The 23,100-nt window shown below is 66.6% G+C and carries 16 protein-coding genes and 1 riboswitch; of the genes, 7 read left to right on the forward strand and 9 right to left on the reverse strand.

All coding sequences use genetic code 11. The annotated features are described in order from the left end of the window. Positions 1–252 precede the first annotated feature (252 nt). The gene (locus RT551_RS01215; protein ID WP_313455124.1) at positions 253–2,613 is read left to right on the forward strand and encodes a TonB-dependent receptor; all 2,361 of its coding nucleotides are present in this window, start codon (positions 253–255) and stop codon (positions 2,611–2,613) included. Next, a complete protein-coding gene (locus RT551_RS01220; RefSeq protein WP_313455125.1) occupies positions 2,610–4,724 on the forward strand; it encodes a phospholipase C, phosphocholine-specific in 2,115 nt (704 codons plus the stop codon). The genes RT551_RS01215 and RT551_RS01220 overlap by 4 nt, the downstream gene beginning before the upstream one ends. A 77-nt stretch (positions 4,725–4,801) precedes the next feature. On the opposite strand, the gene pnuC is transcribed toward RT551_RS01220, so the two are convergent. The 4 genes from pnuC to RT551_RS01240 form a co-directional block, all read right to left on the reverse strand. Then, on the reverse strand, positions 4,802–5,383 hold the full coding sequence (gene pnuC / locus RT551_RS01225; RefSeq protein ID WP_313455126.1) for a nicotinamide riboside transporter PnuC: 582 nt from the start codon (positions 5,381–5,383) through the stop codon (positions 4,802–4,804). After that, positions 5,380–7,548 carry a TonB-dependent siderophore receptor gene (locus RT551_RS01230; protein ID WP_313455128.1) on the reverse strand — a complete coding sequence of 723 codons (2,169 nt, stop codon included), beginning with the start codon at positions 7,546–7,548 and terminating at the stop codon, positions 5,380–5,382. Before RT551_RS01230 ends, pnuC begins: the two co-directional genes overlap by 4 nt. Positions 7,549–7,616: 68 nt before the next feature. After that, positions 7,617–7,712: riboswitch (TPP riboswitch) on the reverse strand. A 41-nt stretch (positions 7,713–7,753) separates the two neighbouring features. After that, a complete protein-coding gene (locus RT551_RS01235) occupies positions 7,754–8,884 on the reverse strand; it encodes a phosphotransferase (protein ID WP_313455130.1) in 1,131 nt (376 codons plus the stop codon). Beyond that, entirely contained in the window at positions 8,881–9,471 is a 591-nt protein-coding gene (locus RT551_RS01240; protein ID WP_313455132.1) for a response regulator, read from the reverse strand. The genes RT551_RS01235 and RT551_RS01240 overlap by 4 nt, the downstream gene beginning before the upstream one ends. Positions 9,472–9,549: 78 nt before the next feature. Here RT551_RS01240 and RT551_RS01245 point away from each other — a divergent pair, with 78 nt between their 5' ends. After that, entirely contained in the window at positions 9,550–13,143 is a 3,594-nt protein-coding gene (locus RT551_RS01245) for a transporter substrate-binding domain-containing protein (protein WP_313455134.1), read from the forward strand. 60 nt (positions 13,144–13,203) lie between these two features. Here the strand turns inward: RT551_RS01245 and RT551_RS01250 are convergent, their stop codons facing one another. The 3 genes from RT551_RS01250 to RT551_RS01260 form a co-directional block, all read right to left on the reverse strand. After that, a complete protein-coding gene (locus RT551_RS01250; RefSeq protein WP_313455136.1) occupies positions 13,204–13,566 on the reverse strand; it encodes a c-type cytochrome in 363 nt (120 codons plus the stop codon). 11 nt (positions 13,567–13,577) lie between these two features. Continuing rightward, positions 13,578–15,254: an electron transfer flavoprotein-ubiquinone oxidoreductase gene (locus tag RT551_RS01255; RefSeq protein WP_313455137.1), complete on the reverse strand. Its 1,677-nt coding sequence runs from the start codon at positions 15,252–15,254 to the stop codon at positions 13,578–13,580. 154 nt (positions 15,255–15,408) lie between these two features. Further along, the gene (locus RT551_RS01260; protein WP_313455139.1) at positions 15,409–15,903 is read right to left on the reverse strand and encodes an N-acetyltransferase; all 495 of its coding nucleotides are present in this window, start codon (positions 15,901–15,903) and stop codon (positions 15,409–15,411) included. A 118-nt stretch (positions 15,904–16,021) separates the two neighbouring features. Between RT551_RS01260 and RT551_RS01265 the strand changes: the two genes are divergently transcribed. Further along, positions 16,022–17,185 (forward strand): acyl-CoA dehydrogenase family protein, encoded by a 1,164-nt coding sequence (locus RT551_RS01265; RefSeq protein ID WP_313455140.1) that lies wholly within the window; start codon positions 16,022–16,024, stop codon positions 17,183–17,185. A gap of 60 nt (positions 17,186–17,245) precedes the next feature. On the opposite strand, the gene trmL is transcribed toward RT551_RS01265, so the two are convergent. Continuing rightward, positions 17,246–17,722 carry a tRNA (uridine(34)/cytosine(34)/5-carboxymethylaminomethyluridine(34)-2'-O)-methyltransferase TrmL gene (gene trmL / locus RT551_RS01270; protein WP_313455141.1) on the reverse strand — a complete coding sequence of 159 codons (477 nt, stop codon included), beginning with the start codon at positions 17,720–17,722 and terminating at the stop codon, positions 17,246–17,248. A gap of 65 nt (positions 17,723–17,787) precedes the next feature. Then, positions 17,788–18,255, reverse strand: coding sequence for a hypothetical protein (locus tag RT551_RS01275; protein WP_313455143.1), 468 nt, complete (start codon positions 18,253–18,255; stop codon positions 17,788–17,790). Between the two features lie 364 nt (positions 18,256–18,619). Here RT551_RS01275 and RT551_RS01280 point away from each other — a divergent pair, with 364 nt between their 5' ends. From RT551_RS01280 to RT551_RS01290, 3 genes are all read left to right on the forward strand, one after another. Then, positions 18,620–21,463: a pitrilysin family protein gene (locus tag RT551_RS01280; RefSeq protein ID WP_313455144.1), complete on the forward strand. Its 2,844-nt coding sequence runs from the start codon at positions 18,620–18,622 to the stop codon at positions 21,461–21,463. A gap of 149 nt (positions 21,464–21,612) precedes the next feature. After that, positions 21,613–21,930 carry a DUF4156 domain-containing protein gene (locus tag RT551_RS01285; protein WP_282298501.1) on the forward strand — a complete coding sequence of 106 codons (318 nt, stop codon included), beginning with the start codon at positions 21,613–21,615 and terminating at the stop codon, positions 21,928–21,930. A gap of 113 nt (positions 21,931–22,043) precedes the next feature. After that, positions 22,044–23,060: a 3-oxoacyl-ACP synthase III gene (locus tag RT551_RS01290; RefSeq protein WP_125360856.1), complete on the forward strand. Its 1,017-nt coding sequence runs from the start codon at positions 22,044–22,046 to the stop codon at positions 23,058–23,060. The last annotated feature ends 40 nt before the right edge of the window (positions 23,061–23,100 follow it).

Genomic DNA, 23,100 nt, shown 5'->3' on the forward strand with positions numbered 1-23,100 from the left:
GTCGGTCGACAGACGACTGCCGACAACAACGATCGGCACAGTGACGCATGACCTGCGCCGAAGAAGCCTCTCCGGCCAGGGTCATGCGTCAAAGCACTGAACGGCAGGGTCGGCGGTCGTCTATCGACCGACCCTACCCGCCACGTCCCATAGCACGTCCATGTTCAAGACGTCTGCTGGAGCGCAGTGTCATGTGGAAGTCACCCGCGCTGTCGATACTCCGGCGCGTCTTCCATCCCCCACTGAGAACCCATGCGCATTGCCGGACGTGTTCCCCGCATCACCTTGCTGGCCCTGACCCTCACCGCCGCGCTGGACGTCATGGCGGCCGAAAATGCCCCCGCTGACGATGCGCGCACGCTGGACCAGGTGCAGGTGATCGGCCAGGCCACCAGCTACGCCAAGACCAGCGTCAGCCAGGAAACCCTGCAGCGCCAGCAGATCATCGGCAGCGTCAATGGCGCGCTCAACGAACTGCCCGGCGTGGTGGTCAGTGAAGCCGACGCCACCGGCTCCTCGGTGTGGGGCACGCAGATCAGCATGCGCGGCTTCGTCACCAACCGTGACACCCAGCAGATCGGCACCACCATCGACGGTCTGCCCAATGGCGGTTCAGGCTACGGCGGCGGCTCGCTGGCCAACCGCTACATCGACACCCTGGACCTGGAGACCATCGAGGTCAGCCAAGGCACTGCCGATATCTCCTCGCGCTCCAACGAGGCGCTGGGCGGCACCTTGAACTTCCTCACCAGCGACCCGCTCAGCGAGCAGCGCCTGCGCATGGTGGTCGGTGCCGGCGACAACGACATGCGCAAGTACTACGTGCGCTATGACACCGGCGTGCTCGGCGGGCATACCCGGGCCTGGGTCAGCGCCTCGTCGGCGCGGGTCAGCGACTGGATCGACGGCAGCGGCAAGACCAGCAACGACCACGTGGCCGCGAAGTTCATCACCGAGCTCGATCGCTGGACCCTGAGCGGCTATGCCTCGTACAACGACGCCGACGAGCCGGAGTACACCAGCGTCACCCCGGCCGCGTTCGCCACGAATCCCAACCGTGACGGCCTCACCGGCACGCTCACCGGCATTCCCAACCTGGACCAGAACTACCGCTCCGGCTCGCGCGCGCTGCGCGAGAACACCTTCGCCTACCTGCGCGGTGCGTTCGACAGTGGCAACGGCTTCAAGGCCACCCTGAGTGGCTACATGCACAAGATGGAAGGGCGGGGCGACTGGCTGCCGCCTTACCTGGTGCAGGCACGCAATGACGGTGCCGGCGCGCCGGAGTCGGAATACCTGGGCGGCAGCACGAGCTACGGTGGCAGCGCGCTGGGCCAGTTCTACTTCGTCAACCCCGACGGCAGCGCCGCGCAGATGATCGCCGGTTGCACGCCGCGCGCTGGCTTCAGCGCCGAGTACGATCCCAACTGCTACGCCGCCAATGTGCAGGGCGTGCAGTCCTACCGCCACACCCACTACGACAACGACCGCGCCGGCGTCACCGCTGATGTGGAGTGGACCCAGGAACTGGGCGCGGTGAACAACACCGTCCGCGCCGGCCTGTGGCTGGAGAAGTTCGACCGCACCGCCCGCCGCGACTGGCATCGCCTGCTCAACGTCGGCACCGACATCGGTTTCGACCAGCAGCCGTACTGGGTGCAGTTCGAGGACGACTACAGCACCGACGAGCAGATGTACTACGTGGAAGACGTGGCCCGCTTCGGTGCGTTCAGTGCCCGTGTCGGCGTGAAACAGTTCTTCGTTGACCAGACCCGCCACCGCACCATCGGCGCGGCCGAGAACGTACGCTCGGACTCGAAGTCCGATCCGCTGATCTCCGCTGGCGGCACCTGGACGCTGCCGGTGGAAGGCCTGGAAATGTTCGCCGGATTCTCGCAGAACTTCGCTGCCATTCCCTCCGGCGTGCTGGGCGAAACCGATCCGCAGCGCTTTGCCCGGGTGGAACCGGAAACCGCCGACAACATCGAGCTCGGCCTGCGCATCAGCCGCTGGCCCTTGACCGGTTCGATCACCCTGTACAACATCAAGTTCGACAACCGCATCGTCTATCTGCCGGCGCGTCTGGCCGACGGCATCGACTATCTGGATGAAACCGATGGCGTGTATGAAAACTTCGGCGGGGTGGAAAGCAACGGCGTGGAAGCCGCGCTCGGCTACGGCTGGGATAACGGCTGGCGCATCAACGGGGCCTACACCTACAACCGCTCCAAGTACCTCGGCAGCGGTAACGCCGACCGTGACGCCGCGCTGGGCATCGTGGATGGCGCACAGGTGATCGGCCAGCCGCGCCACATGCTGGTGATGTCGGCCGACTGGCAGGGTGAGAACTGGAACTTCGGTCTGTCCGGGCGCTACCTGGGCGAGCGCTATCTCAACGCATCCAACAGCGCGAAGCTGTCGTCGGCCACGGTATTCAACGCCAACATCGGCTTCGACCCGCAGAGCCTGTCGCCGAAGCTGAAGGGCGTGGGCGCGAGCATCGTGGTCAACAACCTGACCGATCGCAAGTACCTGGCCGGCGTGGATGGAAGCAACTCGGCCTTCATCGGTGCGCCGCGCACCGTCGGCTTCTCGGTACGGGTTGACCTGTGACCGACCTCGGTCGTCGTCGATTGCTGCAGGGGGGCATCAGCGCAGGCATCGCCGCGCTGATGCCCAGCATCGCGCGGGCAGCAGCCATTGCGCCCGATGCACGCACCCGCAGCCTGCAGGACCTGCAGCACATCGTGGTGTTCATGCAGGAGAACCGCTCCTTCGACCACTACTTCGGCACGCTGCCGGGCGTGCGCGGCTTCGGCGACCGTTTCGTCGCGCCCGCCGCGCCACTGGCCGCAGGGCAGCCGGCGCGTACCCTGTGGTTGCAGCCCAACGCAGCCGGTACACGCGGTATCGCACCGTTCCCGCTGGACACGGCCGCGCAGTTCGGGGTCATGCGCGTGGAAGGCACGCCGCATACCTGGCCTGATGCACAGCGCGCCTGGGATCATGGGCGCATGGCGCACTGGCCGGTGGCAAAGCAGGACCATGCGATGGGCTACTACCGCCGCGCCGACCTGCCGTTCCAGTTTGCGCTGGCCGAGGCGTTCACCGTCTGCGATGCCTACCACTGCGCCATGCAGGCCGGCACCAACCCAAACCGCCTGTTCCTGTGGACCGGGCACAACGACCCGCACGCGCGCCATGGTGGCCCGGCGGTAGCCAATTCGCACGACAACTTCCCGGAACTGGGCGGCAATCCGGACAGCTACACCTGGGCCAGCTATGTGGAACAGCTGCAACAGGCCGGCGTGGACTGGCGCATCTACCAGGACATGGCCGACAACTTCACCGACAACCCGCTGGCGGGGTTCGAGGCCTTCCGCCAGGCCTGGCGCGGCGCGCCCGGTCACGATGCGCAACTGCGCGAGCGCGGGGTGAGCACGCGCGGGTTGGCGCAGCTGCGTGAGGACGTGCTGGGCAATCGATTGCCGCAGGTCAGCTTCATCATTGCCGATGCCGCCGGCAGCGAGCATCCCGGGCCGTCCAGCCCGGCGCAGGGGGCGGCGTATACCGCGCGCGTGCTGGATGCCTTGACCGCGAATCCGGAGGTCTGGAGCCGCACCGCGTTGCTGCTGATGTTCGATGAGAACGATGGTTTCTTCGACCACATGCCGCCGCCGGCCCCGCCGTCGAAGGACGTCAGCCGCCCGGATGGCTGGGCCGGTGCTTCGGCCGTGTCCACGGAAGGCGAATATCACCGGCATGCTTCGCCGGGCAACGAGAAGGCCGATCCGCTGGACCTGCGCGGTCGTCCCTATGGGTTGGGACCACGCGTTCCGCTTTACGTCATTTCGCCATGGAGCCGCGGTGGCTGGGTGGACTCGCAGGTGTACGATCACACCTCGGTGATCCGCCTGATCGAACGCCGCTTCGGCGTGGCCGCACCGCAGCTCTCGCCGTGGCGGCGTGCGGTGTGTGGCGATCTCACCTCGGCATTCGATTTCTCACGCACCGACGAGCGTCCGTTCGTGGGCGCACTGCCGGCCACGGCTGAAACCGCCGCGCGCGCCGCTGCACTGCCCGGGCGTACCGTTCCGGAACTGCCGGAAGGGTTGCGGTCTGCCACGCAGGAGCCCGGCGTGCGTCCTGCGCGCGCATTGCCGTATCGACCGCAGGTGGGGATGGCAGTTGATGCTGACGCGCTGCGGCTCGAGATGCGCTGCGAGGGGGCCGCTGCGGTCCTGCATGTGTATGACCGGCTGGACTTGGAGGCGATTCCACGCCGCTACACCGTGGTGCCGGGCGCGGTGATGCAGGACGTTTGGCAGGTGGATGCGGAACGCGGCTACGACCTGTGGCTGCTGGGGCCCAACGGGTTCCATCGGCACTTCCGGGGTGAAGCCAACGCGGAACCGGTCCAGGTGGCGTTGACCCGGAGCGGGGACGAACTGGGCCTGCGCTTGAGCAACCCGGCGCGCGGTGCGGTGAGTGTGCAGGTGCGGGCGATGGCCTATGCGGCACATATGCCGACGCGACGGGTGGAGTTGCCAGCAGGAGGCAGCGCGGAGATCCGCTGGCCAGCCGCGCCCACGTCAGGCTGGTATGACCTGGAGATCGTACAGGCCCGTGCGTCGCAGCGTTTGGCGGGCAGGGTGGAGGATGGCCGGCCGGGGACGACGGATCCGGCGATGGCGACGGAGCCGATGGTGTTTCACCTGAAGTGATCGATGATGTTGTTTCGATCCGTGGTCATGCGTTATCGGGCGTTGCACCGTTCACGGCCGTCGTCTGTCGACCGACGCTACCGGGGCTGTGGCAGCGGCACCTTGGCCGCGCGACTCCACGCCCGCAACCCCATCACCGCCAACCCGATGAACAACACATACAACCCGGCGGTCACATTCAACGACTTCACCACGTACATGCCCACGTACACCACATCGACTGCGATCCACAGCCACCACGTGGCCACGTGACGCCGCGCCTGCCACCACTGCGCGACCAGACTCAACGCGGCGAGCATGGCATCCAGCCAGGGCAGCGCCGCATTGGTCCAGGTGTGCATCGCCGCACCCAGCAGCAGTCCGCCCAGCACACCGACGCCCAGGTCGCGCAGCAGCTGCCGGCGTGACAATGGCGCGATGGTGATCTGCCCTTCGACCGCCGCCGTGCGCCGCCAGCTCAGCCAGCCATACAGCAGGAAGCACCCGAACGCGATCTGCAGCAGTGTGTCCGAGTACAGTCGCGCTTCCACGAACACCACCGCATAAAGCGCCACCGCGACCAGCCCCACCGGCCACGCCAGCAGATGCCGGCGCGCCATCAGCCACACGCCGAGGATGCTCGCCGCGACCGCAGACCATTCGAGCACGGCCGGGTTCATAGGCCGATCGTCACCGACAGACGCGCCTGGCGCGGCGCACCGGCGAACAGGTAGTAGTCGCCGTCGGTGCTGCCGGTGTCACGCCAGTAGAAGCGGTCGAACAGGTTGTCCACCGACAGATTCCAGCGCACCGGGCGCTGGCCCAGCGTGTGCTGGAAGCGCAGGCCGGCATCGAAGACGCTGTACGACGGCACCTTCACCTTGCCGTCCACTGTGGCCACGTTCGACGACGCGTAGCGCCAGCCTGCCCCCACCGCCAACCCTTCGACGAAGGGCAGCGCGTAATCCACGTGCACCGTTGCGCGACGCTTCGGCACGTTCACCAGCTGATAGCCTTCATAGGCAGGCGTGCCGGTGTCACGTGCACGTGCCTGCAGCACGCTGGCGCTGGCGGTGAGCGTCAGCCGCTCGCTGAGCTGGCCGTCGGCGCTCAGCTCCAGCCCGGTGTGCACCTGGCGGCCGTCCTGCACGAAGGTGTAACCGGCCTCGCTGTCGTCGGGCTGTGCGTACTGCAGGGGCAGCGAGGTGCGGAACAATGCCGCGCCCAGGGTGAGCGCGTCGGTGCGGGCGAACTTCACCCCCACTTCGGTCTGGCGCGACTCCAGCGGCTGCAGCCAGCTGCCGCCGTTCTGGGTCCAGAACGGTGCCTCTTTGCCCAGTGAAAGGCCTTCCACGTAACTGGCATAGACGCTGACCGCGTCATTCGGCTTGAACACGAGGGCGGTCTGCGGCATGAACTTCGACAGCCGGCTGTGGCGCTCAGGCGTGCCGCGCTTGTCATAGGCGCGTTCGTCCATACGCACATAACGGCCGCCGGCCAGCCACTGCCACTGGTCGGTGAAGCTCACCCGGTCGAGCACGAACGCCGAACGCTGCCAGCTGTCCAGCCGGCGCGCCGAGGCACCCGGCTGCAGCGGAGAAGGATCGAACACCGGCACCTGGGTATCGTGGATGTTGGCGGTGCCGACGTACTCGTTGACATTCTGGCGCTTGTCCACGGTGCGGTGGAAGGCATCCACGCCGAACGAAACCTCGTGCCGCACGCTGCCGGTGGCAAAGCGCCCACGCAGTTCCGCGCGCAGTTGCTGGTTCACCCGGGTGTCGTCGGGGCTGCGGTAGTCGTAGATGTCGTAGTCGCCGTTCGGCGCGAAGTAGTTGCCCGGGGTGCTGCCGTCGGCGCAGGCCTCGCTGTAATAGCAGCCATAGGCAAAGGCGACGTTGTCGTCGATCACCGTGCGGCTGTGCCCCACCGATACGCGTGACTGCCAGTCCGGGGTGAAGTCGAAGGTGTGCAGCGCGGTCAGGTTGGTGCTGGCAATGCCGACCGGCTGTACCCACGGCTGGTAGCCGAGCATCTTCTCGCGGTCCACGCCGCGCGGAATGCCGGTTGCGCCCAGCAGCTGGAAACCGGAGGCCGAGCGCTGCGCGCTGGTCTGGTAGTTGGCATCCACTTCCAGCTTGCTGCGTTCGCTGATCTGCCAGTCGGTCGCCAGCGAGTAGAAGTTACGGCGGCCGTCGGCATGTTCGATGTAGGAATCGCTGTCGTCCCAGGCCGCATTGAAGCGGATCCCGAAGGTCGGCGTCAGCCAATGGCCGACATCCACCGCAGCGTAGCGGGAGCCTTCCGAATCGGTACCCAGGGTCACGTTGCGCACCTCGGCGGGGCGCTTGCCGACGTAGTTGATCAGGCCGCCCGGAGCCATCACCCCGGCCGCCAGTCCCGCCTCACCCTTGAGGACTTCCACCTGGGCGATGTTCTCCAGCGCCAGGCGTTGCTCACCGGCGATGGACAGCCCGTTGAAGCGGTAGCCGGTGGCGAGATCCAGCGCAAACCCGCGGATGGCCACGTTCTGGTAGTAGCCCACCGGGGCATAGCTGTCGCCCAGCGAGGCATCGTGCCGGGCCAGTTCGGACAATCCTCGCACCTGCAGGCGGTCCAGGAACTCGCTGCCCAGCACGTTCACCGACGCGGGCGTTTCCTTCCAGCTGCCGACACCAAAACTGCTCGACGGCGGCGATTTCTTCGTCTGCTGGTGCGCCTGCACACGGATGCCGGCAAGGTCGGTGGGCGAGCGTTCGGCGGCATCGGCGGCCGGTTCGCTGGCATGCAGCGGCAGGGCGGCACCGAGGGCGGCGGTCAACAGGGAAATGCGCAGGCGGTTCATTCGTTTCGTCATCAGCCAGAGGAGACGAAGCGAAGGCACGCACGCATCAATGCCCTGGACGGACATCGCGTGTGCTGCTCAAAGCTCCCTACGCCGGTGCAAACCGGATCAGGTTCCAAGGGACTCTCTCAGCCTGGCAGATCCAGGCACCCCCGCTTCAGTGGTCATTTTCACACCAAACCGGCCAGAAACGCCAATCAGCGTCTCAGGCGGCGCTGCGAAGCGTGTCCAGCAGGGACCGGCCGGCGGCGCTGGCGAACCAGTCGGCATGGCCGATCAGGAAGGTGTGGTACGCCACGTCGGCATTGGCCCGCGAGCCGGTGATGGCATCGAAGTACTCCACCTCCGAGAGGGCGAAATCCACGTGCACCACCGGCAGCAGGTCGGCCAGCAGCGCCACCTGCGCGGCGCTCAACGGTCGCTGCCGGCGGTAGCCGTCGAGAAGGGCGAGCGCGGTTTCGGGGTAGCCCACGGGACCGCCGCTGGCCAGCCAGTCCACCGCATTGCGCTCGATCGCCGTGGCCAGGTCGAACAAGGCACTGGTGGGCGATGCCAGCCCGAAGTCGAACACCGTGCTGATCGACGCGTCTGCCCCGTTGCCCTGCCACAGCAGGTTGGAAACATGCCAGTCGTTATGGCCCCAGCACACCGCTTCGGCGGCGTAGCGGTGGCCCAGCGCGGCGTGCCACGGCAGGACGGCCCGGGTCAGGTCGGTTTCCCAGGGCACCTCGGCCAGATAGGCCGCCAGCCCCGGTCGCGCCCGCAGCTGGGAACGCAGCAAGGCCAGCAGATCGGGCGCGCGGATCAGGTCGTCACGCGCGACCAGCACATGGGTGTCGCGCTGCGCTGCAGTGTAGTCACCGGCTGCCTGATGCAGCTGGGCCAGCATCGCCCCGGCGGTGCGTGCGCGGCCGAGGTCGGTCAGCGGCGTCCACGACGGCATGTCGCGATAGAGATCCGCCCCGACGCCTTCCGCATGCACTTCATAAGTCCAGGCATCCCGCGTCAGCGCAGTGTGCCCGTCGAGGCCGGGCAGCACCTGCACCACGGGTACGCCGGCGGTGGCCAGATGGGCGATGAAGCGGTGTTCTTCCTCCAGCACCGACGCACTGCGCACGCTCGCATGATGGCGTTTGACGAACACACGCCCAAGCGGACCCTGCACCAGCGCGGCGGCCGAAAACGGACGCGGGCTGTGCCACAGCACCTGACGGTGACCTGCCAGGGCAGCGTGTCGCGTGCCCAGCCAGCCCAGTTCTTCGTCTCCCAGTGCCGGCCAGTCGGCCTGGACGTGGTCGTTGTCCAGACCCTGCACGCGGTGCTGCGGCGTGCTCAAAGCTTGCTGTCGCGCAGATAGTCGAACAGTTCGGCGTCGCCTTTCAGGCCCAGCTTGAGCATCGCATCGCCTTTCTGGCGGCTGATCGTGCTGACGCTCTTATGCAGATGCAGCGCGATTTCCTTCACGGTCTGACCGGCACCGAGCAGACGCAGGACTTCCACTTCCTTGGGCGACAGCGTGCGGCTCAGGTACGCCTGCTTGCGGTGCACGGCAAGTATCGCCTGCGGCAGCTCCTCCATCGACGAGGCCTTGTCGACCAGCCCCTGCACGCCGGTGGAGACCACCATGCGCAGGATGGCCAGGTTGTTGGCCACGCTGAGCAGTACCACTGGCAGGTCCGGGTAGTGCCGACGGATCATGCTGATCATGGCAAAACCGTCAGCCTGGTCGCCGCCAGGCATGGAGTAGTCGGTGACCAGTACGTCGCAGGGGTGAGCCTTGAGCATGTCCATCAACTCGCTGGCACTGCTGGCTTCAGCCACCACGATGCCGACGCCGTTCTTTTCGATGACGGAACTCGCCCCGATACGAACGACCGGGTGATCGTCGGCGATGATGATGCGCAGTAGCGGCGGTGAGGTCATGGGCTAGTATTGCCTGCAAGGCAGCGGCCCTTCGGGGCCCTTCGGGGTGTTGGAATCATTTTACGGAGATCAGACCGCATGCGTACCTCGGTTGTCCGCTGGCTGGTCGTGCTGGTTCTGCTGATCACGGCGAGTACCTCCGGCATGGCCGCGCCCGGTACCTTGCCAGCACCGGCGCTTTCGCCGCGCCAGGCCGAGTGGATCGAGCGCAACCCTACCATCTTACTGGGCCTGTACGACAGCGGCTGGCCGCCGTTCGAGTTCGTTCAGAACGGGCAGCCCAAAGGGCTCGGTTACGACTACCTGATGCTGCTGTCGCGCCAGTTGGGGCTGAATGTTCAGGTTCGTATGTATCGCGATTGGGCTGACGTACTTGACGCAGCCTGCCGTGGTGAAGTCGATGTCGTAATGAACATAGCGCTGACCCCGGGGCGCACCCGCTGCATGGTCTACACATCGCCGTATGCCGAAGCGCCGCTGGCGCTGGTGGGGCGTCCCGGTGATACCCGCGCGTCCGCCGACCCGGACCTGACCGGCCTGCGCGTGGTGACCGAACAGGAGTTCCTGACCAGCGAGCAGATACGCTCACGGTTCCCGGGCGCACGCCGGGTCATCGCCGCGAACACCACCGCAGCGCTGAACATGGTCGCGCAGGGGCAGGCCGACGTGTATATCGGCAACGCACATGTCGCAAATGCCATCATCCGCGACCGCAAGCTGGAAGGGATCACCCTGCTGCGGCCCAGCGACCTCGCGCCCGAGCGCCTCCACTTCGGTGTGCCCAATGCCCGCCAACCGCTGGCCGAAGCGCTGGACGCTGCGCTGACACGGCTGCCGGCCACCCAGCGCGAGGCCATCGAAAAACGCTGGCTGACCCCGCTGCAGTGGTCGGCGCAGTCGCGCCTGGTACTGGGCGAAGCCGAGCGTGGGGTGCTGGCCACGCCGTTGCGCATGGGCTTCGCACCGCATGCGGCACCGTTGTCGTTCATAGACGCTTCTGGCGAACCGGCGGGTGTCGCAGGTGACTACCTGCGGCAGCTGCGCATGGTCGGAGCCCAGTTGAACCGCGTCCCCGCGCATGACTGGTTTGAAGTGCGTGACCAGATGCGGCGCGGCACCGTCGACGTGGTCATGGGCATGCCCAACGATGCGCACTACCTGGGCGACGACTGGGTGTTCAGCCAGCCCTTCATCAACGTGCCGAACGTGGTGGTCACACCGAACAACAGCCGTTCGGTGCTGGGCCTGAGCGACCTGGACGGGCGCACCATCCTGCTGTCCGATCCCGATCGTCTTCGCGGCTACATCCTGCAGTACGCACCGAAGGCCCGGATCGTGCCGGCGCGCAGCGTGGAACAGGCACTGGCGCGCCTGGCCAACGGTGATGCCGATGCCTATGTCGGCAACCTGGCGATGGCCGACCGGGTGATCCGCGAGCTGTACCCGGCCCGGCTGCATGTGGCGGCACCGGCCGGTTTCAGCGATCAGCTGTCGCTGGCGGTGAAGCGGCAGTACGCGCCGCTGGCCACCACCTTTGACCGGGTGCTGACCAATCTCACCCCGCGCGAGCATGCGGCGATCCGGGGTGACTGGCTGCTGGCCGAGTATCGCGCCGGACTGGACTGGCGCTCTATCGCGCGGTGGGCGGTGCCGCTGTCGCTGGTGCTGCTCACCGGCATGATCGTGCACGGCTGGGGCTATCTGCGGCTGCGCCGCGAAGTGTCCATGCGCCGTGGCCTGGAGAAACGTCTCGAGGAGATCACCGACAACCTGCCGGCCATCGTCTACCAGGCACGGCGCGAACATGATGGCCGGGTGACCTTCCCGTACATCACCGGTGACCTGAACTCGATGTTCGGGGTCAGCACCGTGGAAGTGATGCGTGACGACACCCTGCTGGAAGCGCAGATCGATGCGCGCGACCGCGATGCCATCCACGAGGCGATGACGCATGCGGCCCGCAACTTCACCCCGCTGGATATCGAGTTCCGCACCAGTCCGCATGGGGTGGTGCGCTGGGTGCGCACGCGCGCGCTGCCATACGCGGCCGCGGACGGGGCGGTGTTGTGGAGTGGTTACTGGGTGGATGTAACCGAGGCCCGTGCCCAGGCCGACGCGCTGGCGGCGGCCAAGTCCGATGCCGAACGCGCGACCGCGGCCAAGTCGAACTTCCTGGCGACCATGAGCCACGAGATCCGCACACCGATGAGCGGCGTGCTGGGGATGGTGGAAGCACTGTCGCATACCGACCTGGATGGCGAGCAGCGACGCATCATCGGGGTCATTGAAGACTCCGCACAGATGCTGCGGCAGATTCTTGATGACATTCTGGACTACTCACGGATCGAGGCCGGTGCGTTGCCGCTGGAACCGCAGCCGGTGGCGCTGCGCAGCCTGCTCGACAACGTGCAGCAGCTGCTGTCACCGCAGGCCTCCAGCAAGGGCCTGGATCTCAGCCTGCAGGTCGACCCGGAAGTCGCGCCGCAGCATCTGGTTGACGGCATGCGTCTGCGCCAGGTGGTCTTCAACCTGCTCAGCAATGCCATCAAGTTCACCAACGAGGGCGCGGTGAGCATCGCGTTGACGGTGGAGCGCTCGGACGAGATGGCGCAGACCCTGCGGCTGACCGTGGCCGATACCGGCATCGGCATTTCCGCCGAGCAGCGCCAGCGTCTGTTCAAACCGTTCGCCCAGGCCGATGTGGCGATCACCCGCCACTACGGCGGCACGGGCCTGGGGCTGAGCATCTGCCAGCGACTGGTGGGGCTGATGCGCGGCCGCCTGGACATGCACAGCGAACCCGGCCAGGGCACCCGCGTGGATGTGGTCCTGAGCCTGCCGCGTGTGCCGGGCGAGGACGCCGGCCAGGACGCCGCGCACGCAACCGCCGACGTGCAGCCGTTGCCCTCCGGGCAGGCACGGCGGCGTGTACTGGTCGTTGAAGACCACCCCACCAACCAGGCCCTGATGCGCTGGCGGTTGCAGCAGCTTGGCCTGCAGCATGAGCTGGCGGTGGACGGCGAGGCGGCGTTGGCGCTGCTGGCGTCCTCCAGTTTCGACCTGGTGATCACCGACTGCCGCATGCCGGTGATGGACGGCTACACCCTGACCCGGCGCATCCGCGAACAGGAACGGGGTACCGGCCGCCACCTGCCCGTTCTGGCACTGACCGCCAGCGCGCTGGCCGAGGATCTGCAGCGCTGCCGCGAAGCGGGCATGGATGACCTGCTGGCCAAGCCCGTGGCGCTGGCCACGCTGCGCAGGGCACTGCGCCGCTGGTTGCCGACCGACCCCGGCGATGAAGCCCCGACCGCCGCTGATCTCGCCCCGGTCGATGCCGAAACGCCTGCGCCGTTGCCTACGCGTGAGGCGATCGTGCAGCGGTTCGGGTCCGAGCACGTGGCCAATGTGCTGATTGAAAGCATGCGCAAGGCCACCGGCGAGGACCTGCAGCGCGGCCTGCTGGCGCGCGAGCAGGACGACAGCAACACCGCGGTGGAGGTGCTGCATCGGATTGTCGGTGGGTTGGGCACGTTGGGTGCGGAGGCGCTGGCCATGCAGGCGCGCGCGCTGATGCAGCAGATCCAGAACGAGGGTGTGGCGGCGTGCGCGGTGGATATCAGCGCGTTCGAGCAGGCGCTCGAGTCCTATCTGAAAAGCCTGGATCCGTAGGGACGCGCCATGCGCGTCCATGCCGCGGCCGATTGGCTCGCAGACGCGCATGGCGCGTCTCTACGGGTGGCTGCCTTTCAGATACTCGATCACCAGCTTCCGTCGTTCCGGGTCGGCGGTGGAATTGACCATCCGCGAATCCGGCACCACGCTCGCCGGTGAACGCAGGAACGCATCCAGCGTCTGCTCACTCCACACCAGGTTCGCGCGGCGCATCGCCGGCGAATAGGGATAGTCGGAAAGACTGCCCGCGCGACGACCGATCACACCGTGCAGGTTCGGGCCGAAGCGGTGCACGCCGCCCGCGCTCACCGTATGACAGCCCCCGCAGATCGCAAACGCACGCTCGCGCTCGCGTTGCCGCGCCTGTTCGGGCGTCTGCGGTGCGGCCGTGCATGCACTGAGCAGCACGACCGCCAACACGGCCAGCGTTCTCACATCGACGGGTAGTTGGGGCCGCCGCCGCCCTGCGGGGTGACCCACACGATGTTCTGGGTGGGGTCCTTGATGTCGCAGGTTTTGCAGTGCACGCAGTTCTGCGCGTTGATCTGCAGCTGTTCCTGGCCTTCGCCGCCGACGAATTCGTACACACCCGCCGGGCAGTAACGCGCTTCCGGCCCGGCGTACTCGGCCAGGTTGACCCGTACCGGAATGCTGGCGTCTTTCAGCGTGAGGTGGCTGGGCTGGTCTTCCTCGTGATTGGTGCTGCTCAGGAACACCGAGCTGAGCCGGTCGAAGGTCAGCACGTTGTCCGGCTTCGGGTACGCGATGCGGGTGTGCTGCGATGCCGGCTCCAGGCACTCGTGGTCGGGTTTGCTGTGACCGATCGTCCACGGCGGGTTGCGGATGCCCAGCTTCGGCAGCAGCCACTGTTCAATGCCGGTCATCAACGTGGCGACGGTGCGGCCCTTCTTGAACCACTGCTTGAAGTTCTTCGACAGCTTCAGTTCGTCATGCAGCCAGCTCTTGTCGAATGCTTCCGGGTAGGCGCTCAGTTCATCGCGCTGGCGGTCGGCGGACAGGGCATCGAACGCGGCATCCGCGGCCAGCATGCCGGTCTTGATCGCCGCGTGGCTGCCCTTGATCCGGCTGGCGTTGAGGTAACCGGCTTCGCAGCCGACCAGCGCACCGCCCGGGAACACCGTCTTCGGCAGCGAGAACAGGCCGCCGGCGGTGATCGCACGTGCGCCGTAACCGATGCGCTTGCCGCCTTCCAGGTGCTTGCGGATGGAAGGGTGGGTCTTGAAGCGCTGGAATTCCTCGAACGGGCTCATCCACGGGTTCTTGTAGTCCAGCCCGACCACGAAGCCCACGGCGACCTTGCCGCCTTCGGCGTGGTACAGGAATGAGCCGCCGTAGGTGTCGCTGTCCAAGGGCCAGCCCGCGGTGTGCACGACCAGGCCCGGTTCGTGTTTGGCCGGGTCGATCTGCCACAGTTCCTTGATGCCGATGCCGTAGGACTGCGGATCCTTGCCGGCGTCCAGCTGGTAACGCGCGATCAGCTGGCGGCCGAGGTGACCACGCGAACCTTCGGCGAAGATCGTGTACTTCGCGTGCAGTTCCATGCCGCGTTCGAAGTTGGGGCCGTGCGAACCATCCTTGCGGATGCCCATGTCGCCGGTGGCCACGCCCATCACCGCGCCGTTCTCGTCATACAGCACTTCGGCGGCAGCGAAGCCGGGGAAGATCGCCACTTCCAGCGCTTCGGCCTGCTGGGCCAGCCAGCGGGTGACCTCGCCGAGACTGACGATGTAGTTGCCCTGGTTGTGGAAGCACTCCGGCAGCAGCGCATGCGGAGTGCTGCGCGCGCCCTCGGGGCTGAGGAACAGGAACTCGTCGCGGGTGACCGCCTGCTTCAGCGGTGCGCCGCGCTCGGCCCAGTCGGGGAACAGTTCAGTCAGTGCGCGCGGGTCCATGATCGCGCCGGACAGGATGTGCGCGCCGGGCTCGGAGCCCTTTTCCAGCACGCAGACCGACAGTTCGCGGCCGGCTTCGATGGCGCGCTGGCGCAGGCGGATGGCCGTGGCCAGGCCGGCGGGGCCGGCTCCGACGATCACCACGTCAAATTCCATGGCTTCGCGCGGGGGCAGGGCGGTGGTTTCTTCGCTCATGGTGGTGCGTAACTCGTTGGGTAGTGCCAGCGGCCAAGGCCGGGGGCGGTTGCCTGGGAATGCAGTTCAGTACGTCAGGGTACCGGGAGCCGGCGTTTACGCCTAGTTCGCCGACGATGGGCAGGGTTTGATGGATGAATGGTGCGGTGCCGCATTACCCGCCAAACGCTTCGTGATACCGCACATCCGCATCCGGCCATTCCCCCCGCAGCGACACCGCCTGGAAGTACTCCGCCGGCACCCCGGGGAGCCGCAACCGCGAATCGGCCCGGAACCCGAACCGCCCGTAATACGCCGGATCGCCCAGCAGCACGCAGCCCGCTGCCCCGCGATCCTGCAGCGCCGCCAGCGCGGCCCGCATCAATGCGCTGCCCACGCCCTGACCCTGCTGTGCCGGGGCCACCGAGATCGGGCCCAATCCATACCAGCCCGGGCTGCCATCACTGAGTGTGACCGGCGACAGCGCCACATGGCCGATCAATTCATCCCCTGCTTCGGCCACCAACGACACCGACAGCGCACCGGCGGCGCGCAGGGCATCCACGACGTCCTGCTCGGTCCCGTCGCGGTGCGCCGCGTTGGCAAAGGCGGCGCGGGTCAGGGCGTGAATCGCGTCAATGTCGTGCGGCTGTTCTGGACGGATCTGCATGGCGGAAGGCTCTGCGACGAAATGTCGCCATTCTAGGCCCGTGCTGCGCCGTGCCTTGGCCCCGCGACGGTGAGCGCGGACAATGGCCGCCTCTGCTGCTCTTCCATGCCAGGTAGCCATGTCCCTGAATCCGTATGACCTGTTCGATGTCCGTTCCCTGCTCAGCGAAGAGGAACGCGCGGTACAGGCCAGCGTGGCCCGTTTCACCGATGAACGGGTGCTGCCCATCATTGGTGACGCCTTCGACCAGGGCCGGTTTCCGGATGAACTGATCCCGGAGATCGCGTCGCTCGGGCTGCTGGGCTGCACGCTGCCCGAGCAGTACGGCGGCGGCGGACTCAACGCGGTCAGCTACGGGCTGATCTGCCAGGAGCTGGAGCGCGGCGACTCGGGCCTGCGCAGCTTTGTGTCGGTGCAGAGCTCGCTGTGCATGTACCCGATCTACGCTTATGGCAGCGAAGAACAGCGCCTGCGCTGGTTGCCGGACATGGCCGCCGGCAAGGTGATCGGTTGCTTTGGGTTGACCGAGGCGCATGGCGGTTCGGACCCGGCGGCAATGAAGACGCGCGCGGTGCGTGATGGCGGCGACTGGCTGGTGAACGGCAGCAAGATGTGGATCACCAGCGGTCCGGTGGCCGACATCGCCATCGTCTGGGCGCACACCGATGACGGCATCCAGGGTTTCGTGCTGGAAAAGGGCATGCCCGGCTTCACCACCCAGGAGATCAAGCACAAGATGAGCCTGCGCGCCTCGCTGACCGGCGCGCTGTTCTTCGACAACGTGCGCGTGCCCGAGCGCAACCGCCTGCCGAACGTGCAGGGATTGAAGGGGCCGCTGGGCTGCCTGACCCAGGCCCGCTACGGGATCAGCTGGGGCCCGATCGGCGCAGCAGTCGCCTGCCTGGATGAAGCGCTGGGCTACACCAAGGAACGGGTGCTGTTCGGACGGCCGGTGGCGGCCACGCAGAGCGCGCAGATCAAGCTGGCCGACATGGCGCGGCGGATCACCAGCGCGCAGCTGCTGGCCCTGCAGCTGGGGCGGTTGAAGGATGCCGGCCAGATGCAGCCGCAGCAGGTGAGCCTGGCCAAGTGGAACAACTGCCGCATGGCCATCGATATCGCCCGCGACTGCCGTGACCTGCTGGGCGGGGCGGGCATCACCACCGAACACGTGGCGATCCGGCATGCGCTGAACCTGGAATCGGTGATCACCTACGAGGGAACCGAAACCGTGCACCAGCTGGTGATCGGCCGTGAACTGACCGGCATCAACGCGTTCTGACGGCTATCGGACACGCATGGCGTGTCCCTACAAACCTCGCGTAGTGACGCGCCATGCGCGTCAACCGCCGCCCGCAAACCCGTTCTGGCGCCAGGCTTCGTACATCACTACGGCAACGGTGTTGGACAGGTTCAGGCTGCGGTTGTCCGGGCGCATCGGCAGACGCAGCCGACGACCGTGCGGCAGCGCGTCCAGCACATCCTGCGGCAGGCCGCGGGTTTCCGGGCCGAACAGGAAGGCGTCGCCGTCTTCGAACTGCTGGGTGTCGTAGCGCACGCTGCCGCGGGTGCTGAGGGCGAACAGGCGCTTGGGGGCAATGCGCTGCAGGGCGGTGTCCAGGTCTGGATGCACCTGCAGTCGTGCGTACTCGTGATAGTCCAGGCCGGCGCGCTTGAGCTGCTTGTCGCTCAGGTCGAAACCGAGCGGTTCAATCAGGTGCAGCTGCGCGCCGGTATTGGCGCAGAGGCGGATCACATTGCCGGTGTTCGGGGGAATTTCCGGCTGGAACAACACAACATGAAACTGGGGAGAGGTCATGACACAAAGTGTACGCCGTGACCCATCACCGTAGGTACCAGCCCCTGGCTGGTACACCTCGGGTATTACGGACGAGCCAGCACCGAAACCGCTTCAGCCGCAAAGGCCTGCAGGTCGTTCGGCGACGGGCGCACCTGCAGGGTCGGCAGGTTGATGATCACTTCGTTGGCGACGGCGGTGGCCGCAGCAGCGAAGGTGCCCATGTAGTCGCGGTGGCTGTCCTGCTCGGCGGCCAGCGCTTCACGCTGTTCGGCGGTGGGACGCACTTCGACGGCAGCCAGGGTGGTCACGCGGCGGCTGTCGGCCAGTTCCTGGCGGTACTCGGCGATCTGGCCGGCGGTGGGACGCACTTCCACCAGCGCCAGGGTCGGGATCGAGCTGTTGCGTTCCCATTCGGCCTGGGCCAGCTGGTCGGCGGAGGGACGGACCTGGACGGTTTCCAGGGTGGGGATGGCAGAAGCGGCATGCACGTTCGAAACAAACGCGGAGCCGGCAGCGATGGCGATGGCAATTGCGATGGTCTTGGTGTTCATGACGGGGCCTGTTTAGTGTTGGTGAGCAGTGGTGTGGTAGTAAGGTAGTACACCGAATCTGGGCGTGCAAGAGAAATTTTAGATTTCGGCGTTTTGTTCAGCGACCAGTCAGGTTTTGTTTGATCGCCTTCTGTCCGCACGGAGATCAAAGCAGGACCCGTGCCAACTTTTCGCCATTGATTTACAAGGGTTTTTCGCCTTAATCGCAGTGTCCGCTGTCCGGACACCTGTCCGATCTGCAAGCCAGGACTGTCCGGACGCCGCGATGTGACGCCGCCTGACGGAGGCAATGACTGTTGGCCGATGCCAGATTCAGTGGGCGCGGGCTAGGATCGGCCTCCACTTTCACGACCAAGGACCCGGAATGACCCTGCACCTTCGACCGCGTGGCGCACTGCTGGCTGTTGCGCTTTCTGCCGCCCTGGGCACGCTGGCCCCGGCACCGGTGCTGGCCAAGCCGGCACAGACGGCCAAGGTCGACATTCCGTTCGAGGAGTTCACCCTGCCCAACGGCCTGCGCGTGGTGGTGCACACCGACCGCAAGGCCCCGATCGTGGCGGTGAACATCTGGTACCACGTGGGCAGCAAGGATGAACCTGCCGGCCGCACCGGTTTCGCGCACCTGTTTGAACACCTGATGTTCCAGCGCAGCGAGAACCACGACGGCGAATACTTCGAACCCTTCAAGCAGGTCGGCGTGACCGGTCAGAACGGCACCACCAACACCGACCGCACCAACTATTTCGAGAACGTGCCGACCACCGCGCTGGACATGGCGCTGTGGATGGAATCCGACCGTATGGGGCACCTGCTGGGTGCGATCGACCAGGCGGCGCTGGATGAGCAGCGCGGCGTGGTCCAGAACGAAAAGCGCCAGGGCGAGAACCAGCCCTATGGCCAGGTGTGGGAAAAGCTCAACCGCGCGCTGTATCCGGCCGGGCACCCGTACCACCACAGCGTGATCGGCTCGATGAACGACCTCAATGCCGCGTCGCTGGACGATGTGAAGACCTGGTTCCGTACCTGGTACGGCCCCAACAACGCGGTGCTGGTGCTGGCCGGCGACATCGACGTCGCCACCGCCAAGGAAAAAGTCGCGCGCTACTTCGGCGACATTCCGGCTGGCCCGAGCATGGCCCAGCCGAAGGTGGATGTCGCCAAGCGCGAGACATCCACCCGCGAAACCATGACCGACAAGGTGCCGCAGGCGCGCATCTACCGCGCCTGGAACGTGGCCGAAGTCGGCACCACCGACATTGATCAGCTGCAGCTGTTCGCGCAGGTGCTGGGCGGGGCCAAGGCTTCCCGCCTGGACCAGCGCCTGCTGCACCAGGACAAGCTGGTCGACAACGTCAGCGCCGGGGCCTACAGCTCGCAGCTGGGCTCCAACTTCATGATCATGGCCACGGTGAAGCAGGGCGTGGACCCGGCCAAGGTCGAAGCCATCATTGATGAAGAAGTGCGCAAGCTGATCAAGGATGGCCCCACCGCGGCCGAACTGGCACGCGGCAAGACCGCCTTCCGTGCCGGCTTCATCCGCGGCATCGAACGCATCGGTGGCTTCGGCGGCAAGGCCGACGCGCTGGCCGAGTGCACTGTGTATGAAGGCGACCCGGGCTGCTTCCGCCGTTCGCTGAAGGTGATCAATGACGCCACCGCCGCCGACGTGCGCGGCATCGGTGCGAAGTGGCTGGGCCCGGGCGACCACACCCTGGTGGTGGAGCCGGGTGCCCGCGTGGCCCTGGCCGAAGAACCCTCGGCCACGCCCAAGCCGTTCAACGTGCCGGCGGTGGACCCGAAGTACAGCACCCTGCCGAGCCAGATCGACCGCAGCGCCGGTGTACCGCAGACCAAGCAGTTCCCGGAACTGAAGTTCCCGCAGCTGCACCGCGCCACGCTGAAGAACGGCACCCAGGTGATCCTTGCCGAACGCCACGACATTCCAGTGGTGCAGTTCAGCTATGAATTCCCGGGCGGCTTCACCGCCGACCAGGGGCGCAAGTCCGGCACCGCCAACTTCACCATGGACCTGATGGGCGAAGGCGCAGGCAAGCTCGGCGCGTTGGCTTTCGCCGATGCCGCCGACATGCTGGGAGCCAGCATGGGCGCGAGCGCCTCGCTGGACAGCGCCAGCGTGTACCTCTCCGCGCTGAAGGAAAACCTGGCTCCGTCGCTGGCGCTGTACGCCGACATGCTGCGCACGCCGCGTTTCGACCAGGGCGAGATCGATCGGGTCAAGGCGACCTGGATCGCCGGCATCCAACAGGAGAAGGTGAACCCCAACGCCGTGGCCATGCGCGTGCTGCCGCCGCTGCTGTACGGCAAGGGGCATCCGTACGCCATTCCGTTCACCGGCAGCGGCCGCGAGGCCGACATCCAGTCGCTGACCCGCCAGGACCTGGTGGACTTCCACCGTGACTGGCTGCGCCCGGAGCAGGGCACCCTGATCGTGGTCGGCGACACTACGCTGAAGGAGATCGTGCCGCTGCTGGAGCGCCAGTTCGGTGACTGGAAGAGCACCGGACCGGCTCCGCAGGTGAAGGCCACGGTGGACGTGGCGCGCCCGGCCAAGGGCCGCGTGTTCCTGATCGACCAGCCGGGCGCGGTGCAGGCCAACCTGTTCGCCGGCCAGGTGGTGCCGTCCACCCTGGATGCCGGGGCAACCCGTTTCGACATCGCCAACGGCGTGCTCGGCGGCGACTTCACCTCGCGCCTGAACATGAACCTGCGTGAGGAAAAGCACTGGTCGTACGGGGCCCGCAGCAGCGCCAGCAGCACCCTGGGCCAGCGCCCGTGGATGGCGATGGCCCCGGTGCAGATCGACAAGACCGGCGAGGCCATGGCCGAAATGCGCCGCGAGATCGCCGATTTCGCCAGCGGCACCGAGGCGATCACCGCGCCCGAGGTCACCCGCATCCGCAACATCCAGACCCTCAGCCTGCCCGGGGCCTATGAAACCGCCAGCGCGGTGATGGGCACCATCAGCGGCATCGTCCGCTACCAGCGCCCGGACGACTATGTGTTCAAGCGCAAGGCCGAGATCGAGGCGATGACCCCGGCCCAGGTGCAACAGGCGGCGGCCACGCTGGATCCCAATGCCCTGACCTGGGTGGTGGTGGGCGACCTGAAGCAGACCGAAAAAGAGGTCCGCGCGCTGAACCTCGGTGAAGTAACGGTCATCGACGCAGACGGCAACCCGGTGAAGTAAAGGTGTCGGGGCGGCCCAGGCCGCCCCGACATCGGTAGCGCCGGCCGTTGGCCGGCCCTCATGAACCCTTCATCGTGCTGTCTCCATCAACCCCACATTCAGCCTGTTCAGGCACACTGCCCCCCATGACCTACCCGAGCATCCCCGCCATGCGCCTCCTGCTCCTCTCCGCCCTCACCCTGACCGCCACCGCCTGCACCTGGGTGCCGATCGAACCCAGCGGCAAGACCGTGCGCGTGCTGCCCGCCGGCCAGGTGCCCTCGGGCTGCCAGCAGCGCGGCGAAGTGGTGGTCACGGTCAAGAGCAAGGTCGGCTTCTACAACCGCAACCCCCTGCGCGTGCAGGAAGAACTGGAAACCCTGGCCCGCAACGAGGCCCCCAGCGCTCAGGCCAACGCCATCCAGGCGGCCGCCGCGCCGGCCGACGGCAGCCAGCGCTTCCTGGCCTTCCAGTGCCCGCCGCGCTGACGCATTCAGCCCCACGCCCGGACCATACGCCCGGGCGTGAATTCGTAAAGATGCGGTGAAAGCCGCTGGGGCTTACAATAGCGCCCCCTTCGCCTGAGCCTTGGCGCTAACTGATGCTCTTCAAGAATGTCTCGATCGCCGGTCTGGCGCACATCGACGCGCCGCATACGCTGACGTCGAAGGAAATCAACGAACGTCTGCAGCCGACGCTGGATCGTCTGGGCATCCGCACCGACGTGCTCGGCGACATCGCCGGCATCCATGCCCGTCGCCTGTGGGACGCGGACATGCTGGCCTCCGACGCCGCCACCCTGGCTGGCCGCAAGGCGCTGGAAGACGCCGGCATCGGCGCCGACAAAATCGGCCTGCTGGTCAACACCTCGGTCAGCCGCGACTACCTGGAGCCGTCCACGGCCAGCATCGTCTCGGGCAACCTGGGCGTCAGCGACCAGTGCATGACCTTCGACGTTGCCAATGCCTGCCTGGCCTTCATCAACGGCATGGACATCGCCGCCCGCATGCTGGAACGCGGCGAGATCGACTACGCCCTGATCGTCGATGGCGAAACCGCCAACCTGGTGTACGAGAAGACCCTCGAGCGCATGGCCCTGCCGGGCGTGACCGCCGATGACTTCCGTAACGAGATGGCCGCGCTGACCCTGGGCTGCGGTGCCGCCGCCATGGTCATGGCGCGCAGCGAGCTGGTGCCGGATGCCCCGCGTTATCGCGGCGGTGTCACACGCTCGGCCACCGAGTGGAACCAGCTGTGCCGCGGCAACCTGGACCGCATGGTCACCGATACCCGCATGCTGCTGATCGAAGGCATCAAGCTGGCCCAGAAGACCTTCATGGCCGCCCGCGAAGCGCTGGGCTGGGCCGTGGAAGAGCTGGACCAGTTCGTGATCCACCAGGTCAGCCAGCCGCACACCGCCGCCTTCATCAAGAACTTCGGCATCGACCCGAAGAAGGTGATGACCATCTTCGGCGAGCACGGCAACATCGGTCCGGCCTCGGTGCCGATCGTGTTGAGCAAGCTCAAGCAGCTGGGCAAGCTGAAGAAGGGCGACCGCATCGCCCTGCTCGGCATCGGCTCGGGCCTGAACTGCTCGATGGCCGAAGTGGTCTGGTAAAACGACACTCCAGTTGATTCCAAGGGCCGGTATTACCGGC

Origin of the sequence: Stenotrophomonas sp., assembly GCF_032103445.1 — a bacterium.
GTDB lineage: Bacteria > Pseudomonadota > Gammaproteobacteria > Xanthomonadales > Xanthomonadaceae > Stenotrophomonas.

What these genes read in the sequence shown, in the direction of transcription:
- RT551_RS01280 (WP_313455144.1), top strand. Translation starts at nt 18,620, where the DNA reads ATGACCCTGCACCTTCGACCGCGTGGCGCACTGCTGGCTGTTGCGCTT.
- pnuC (WP_313455126.1), bottom strand. Translation starts at nt 5,383, where the DNA reads ATGAACCCGGCCGTGCTCGAATGGTCTGCGGTCGCGGCGAGCATCCTC.
- RT551_RS01255 (WP_313455137.1), bottom strand. Translation starts at nt 15,254, where the DNA reads ATGAGCGAAGAAACCACCGCCCTGCCCCCGCGCGAAGCCATGGAATTT.
- RT551_RS01265 (WP_313455140.1), top strand. Translation starts at nt 16,022, where the DNA reads ATGTCCCTGAATCCGTATGACCTGTTCGATGTCCGTTCCCTGCTCAGC.
- RT551_RS01240 (WP_313455132.1), bottom strand. Translation starts at nt 9,471, where the DNA reads ATGACCTCACCGCCGCTACTGCGCATCATCATCGCCGACGATCACCCG.
- RT551_RS01285 (WP_282298501.1), top strand. Translation starts at nt 21,613, where the DNA reads ATGCGCCTCCTGCTCCTCTCCGCCCTCACCCTGACCGCCACCGCCTGC.
- RT551_RS01260 (WP_313455139.1), bottom strand. Translation starts at nt 15,903, where the DNA reads ATGCAGATCCGTCCAGAACAGCCGCACGACATTGACGCGATTCACGCC.
- RT551_RS01290 (WP_125360856.1), top strand. Translation starts at nt 22,044, where the DNA reads ATGCTCTTCAAGAATGTCTCGATCGCCGGTCTGGCGCACATCGACGCG.
- RT551_RS01275 (WP_313455143.1), bottom strand. Translation starts at nt 18,255, where the DNA reads ATGAACACCAAGACCATCGCAATTGCCATCGCCATCGCTGCCGGCTCC.
- RT551_RS01230 (WP_313455128.1), bottom strand. Translation starts at nt 7,548, where the DNA reads ATGAACCGCCTGCGCATTTCCCTGTTGACCGCCGCCCTCGGTGCCGCC.
- trmL (WP_313455141.1), bottom strand. Translation starts at nt 17,722, where the DNA reads ATGACCTCTCCCCAGTTTCATGTTGTGTTGTTCCAGCCGGAAATTCCC.
- RT551_RS01245 (WP_313455134.1), top strand. Translation starts at nt 9,550, where the DNA reads ATGCGTACCTCGGTTGTCCGCTGGCTGGTCGTGCTGGTTCTGCTGATC.
- RT551_RS01215 (WP_313455124.1), top strand. Translation starts at nt 253, where the DNA reads ATGCGCATTGCCGGACGTGTTCCCCGCATCACCTTGCTGGCCCTGACC.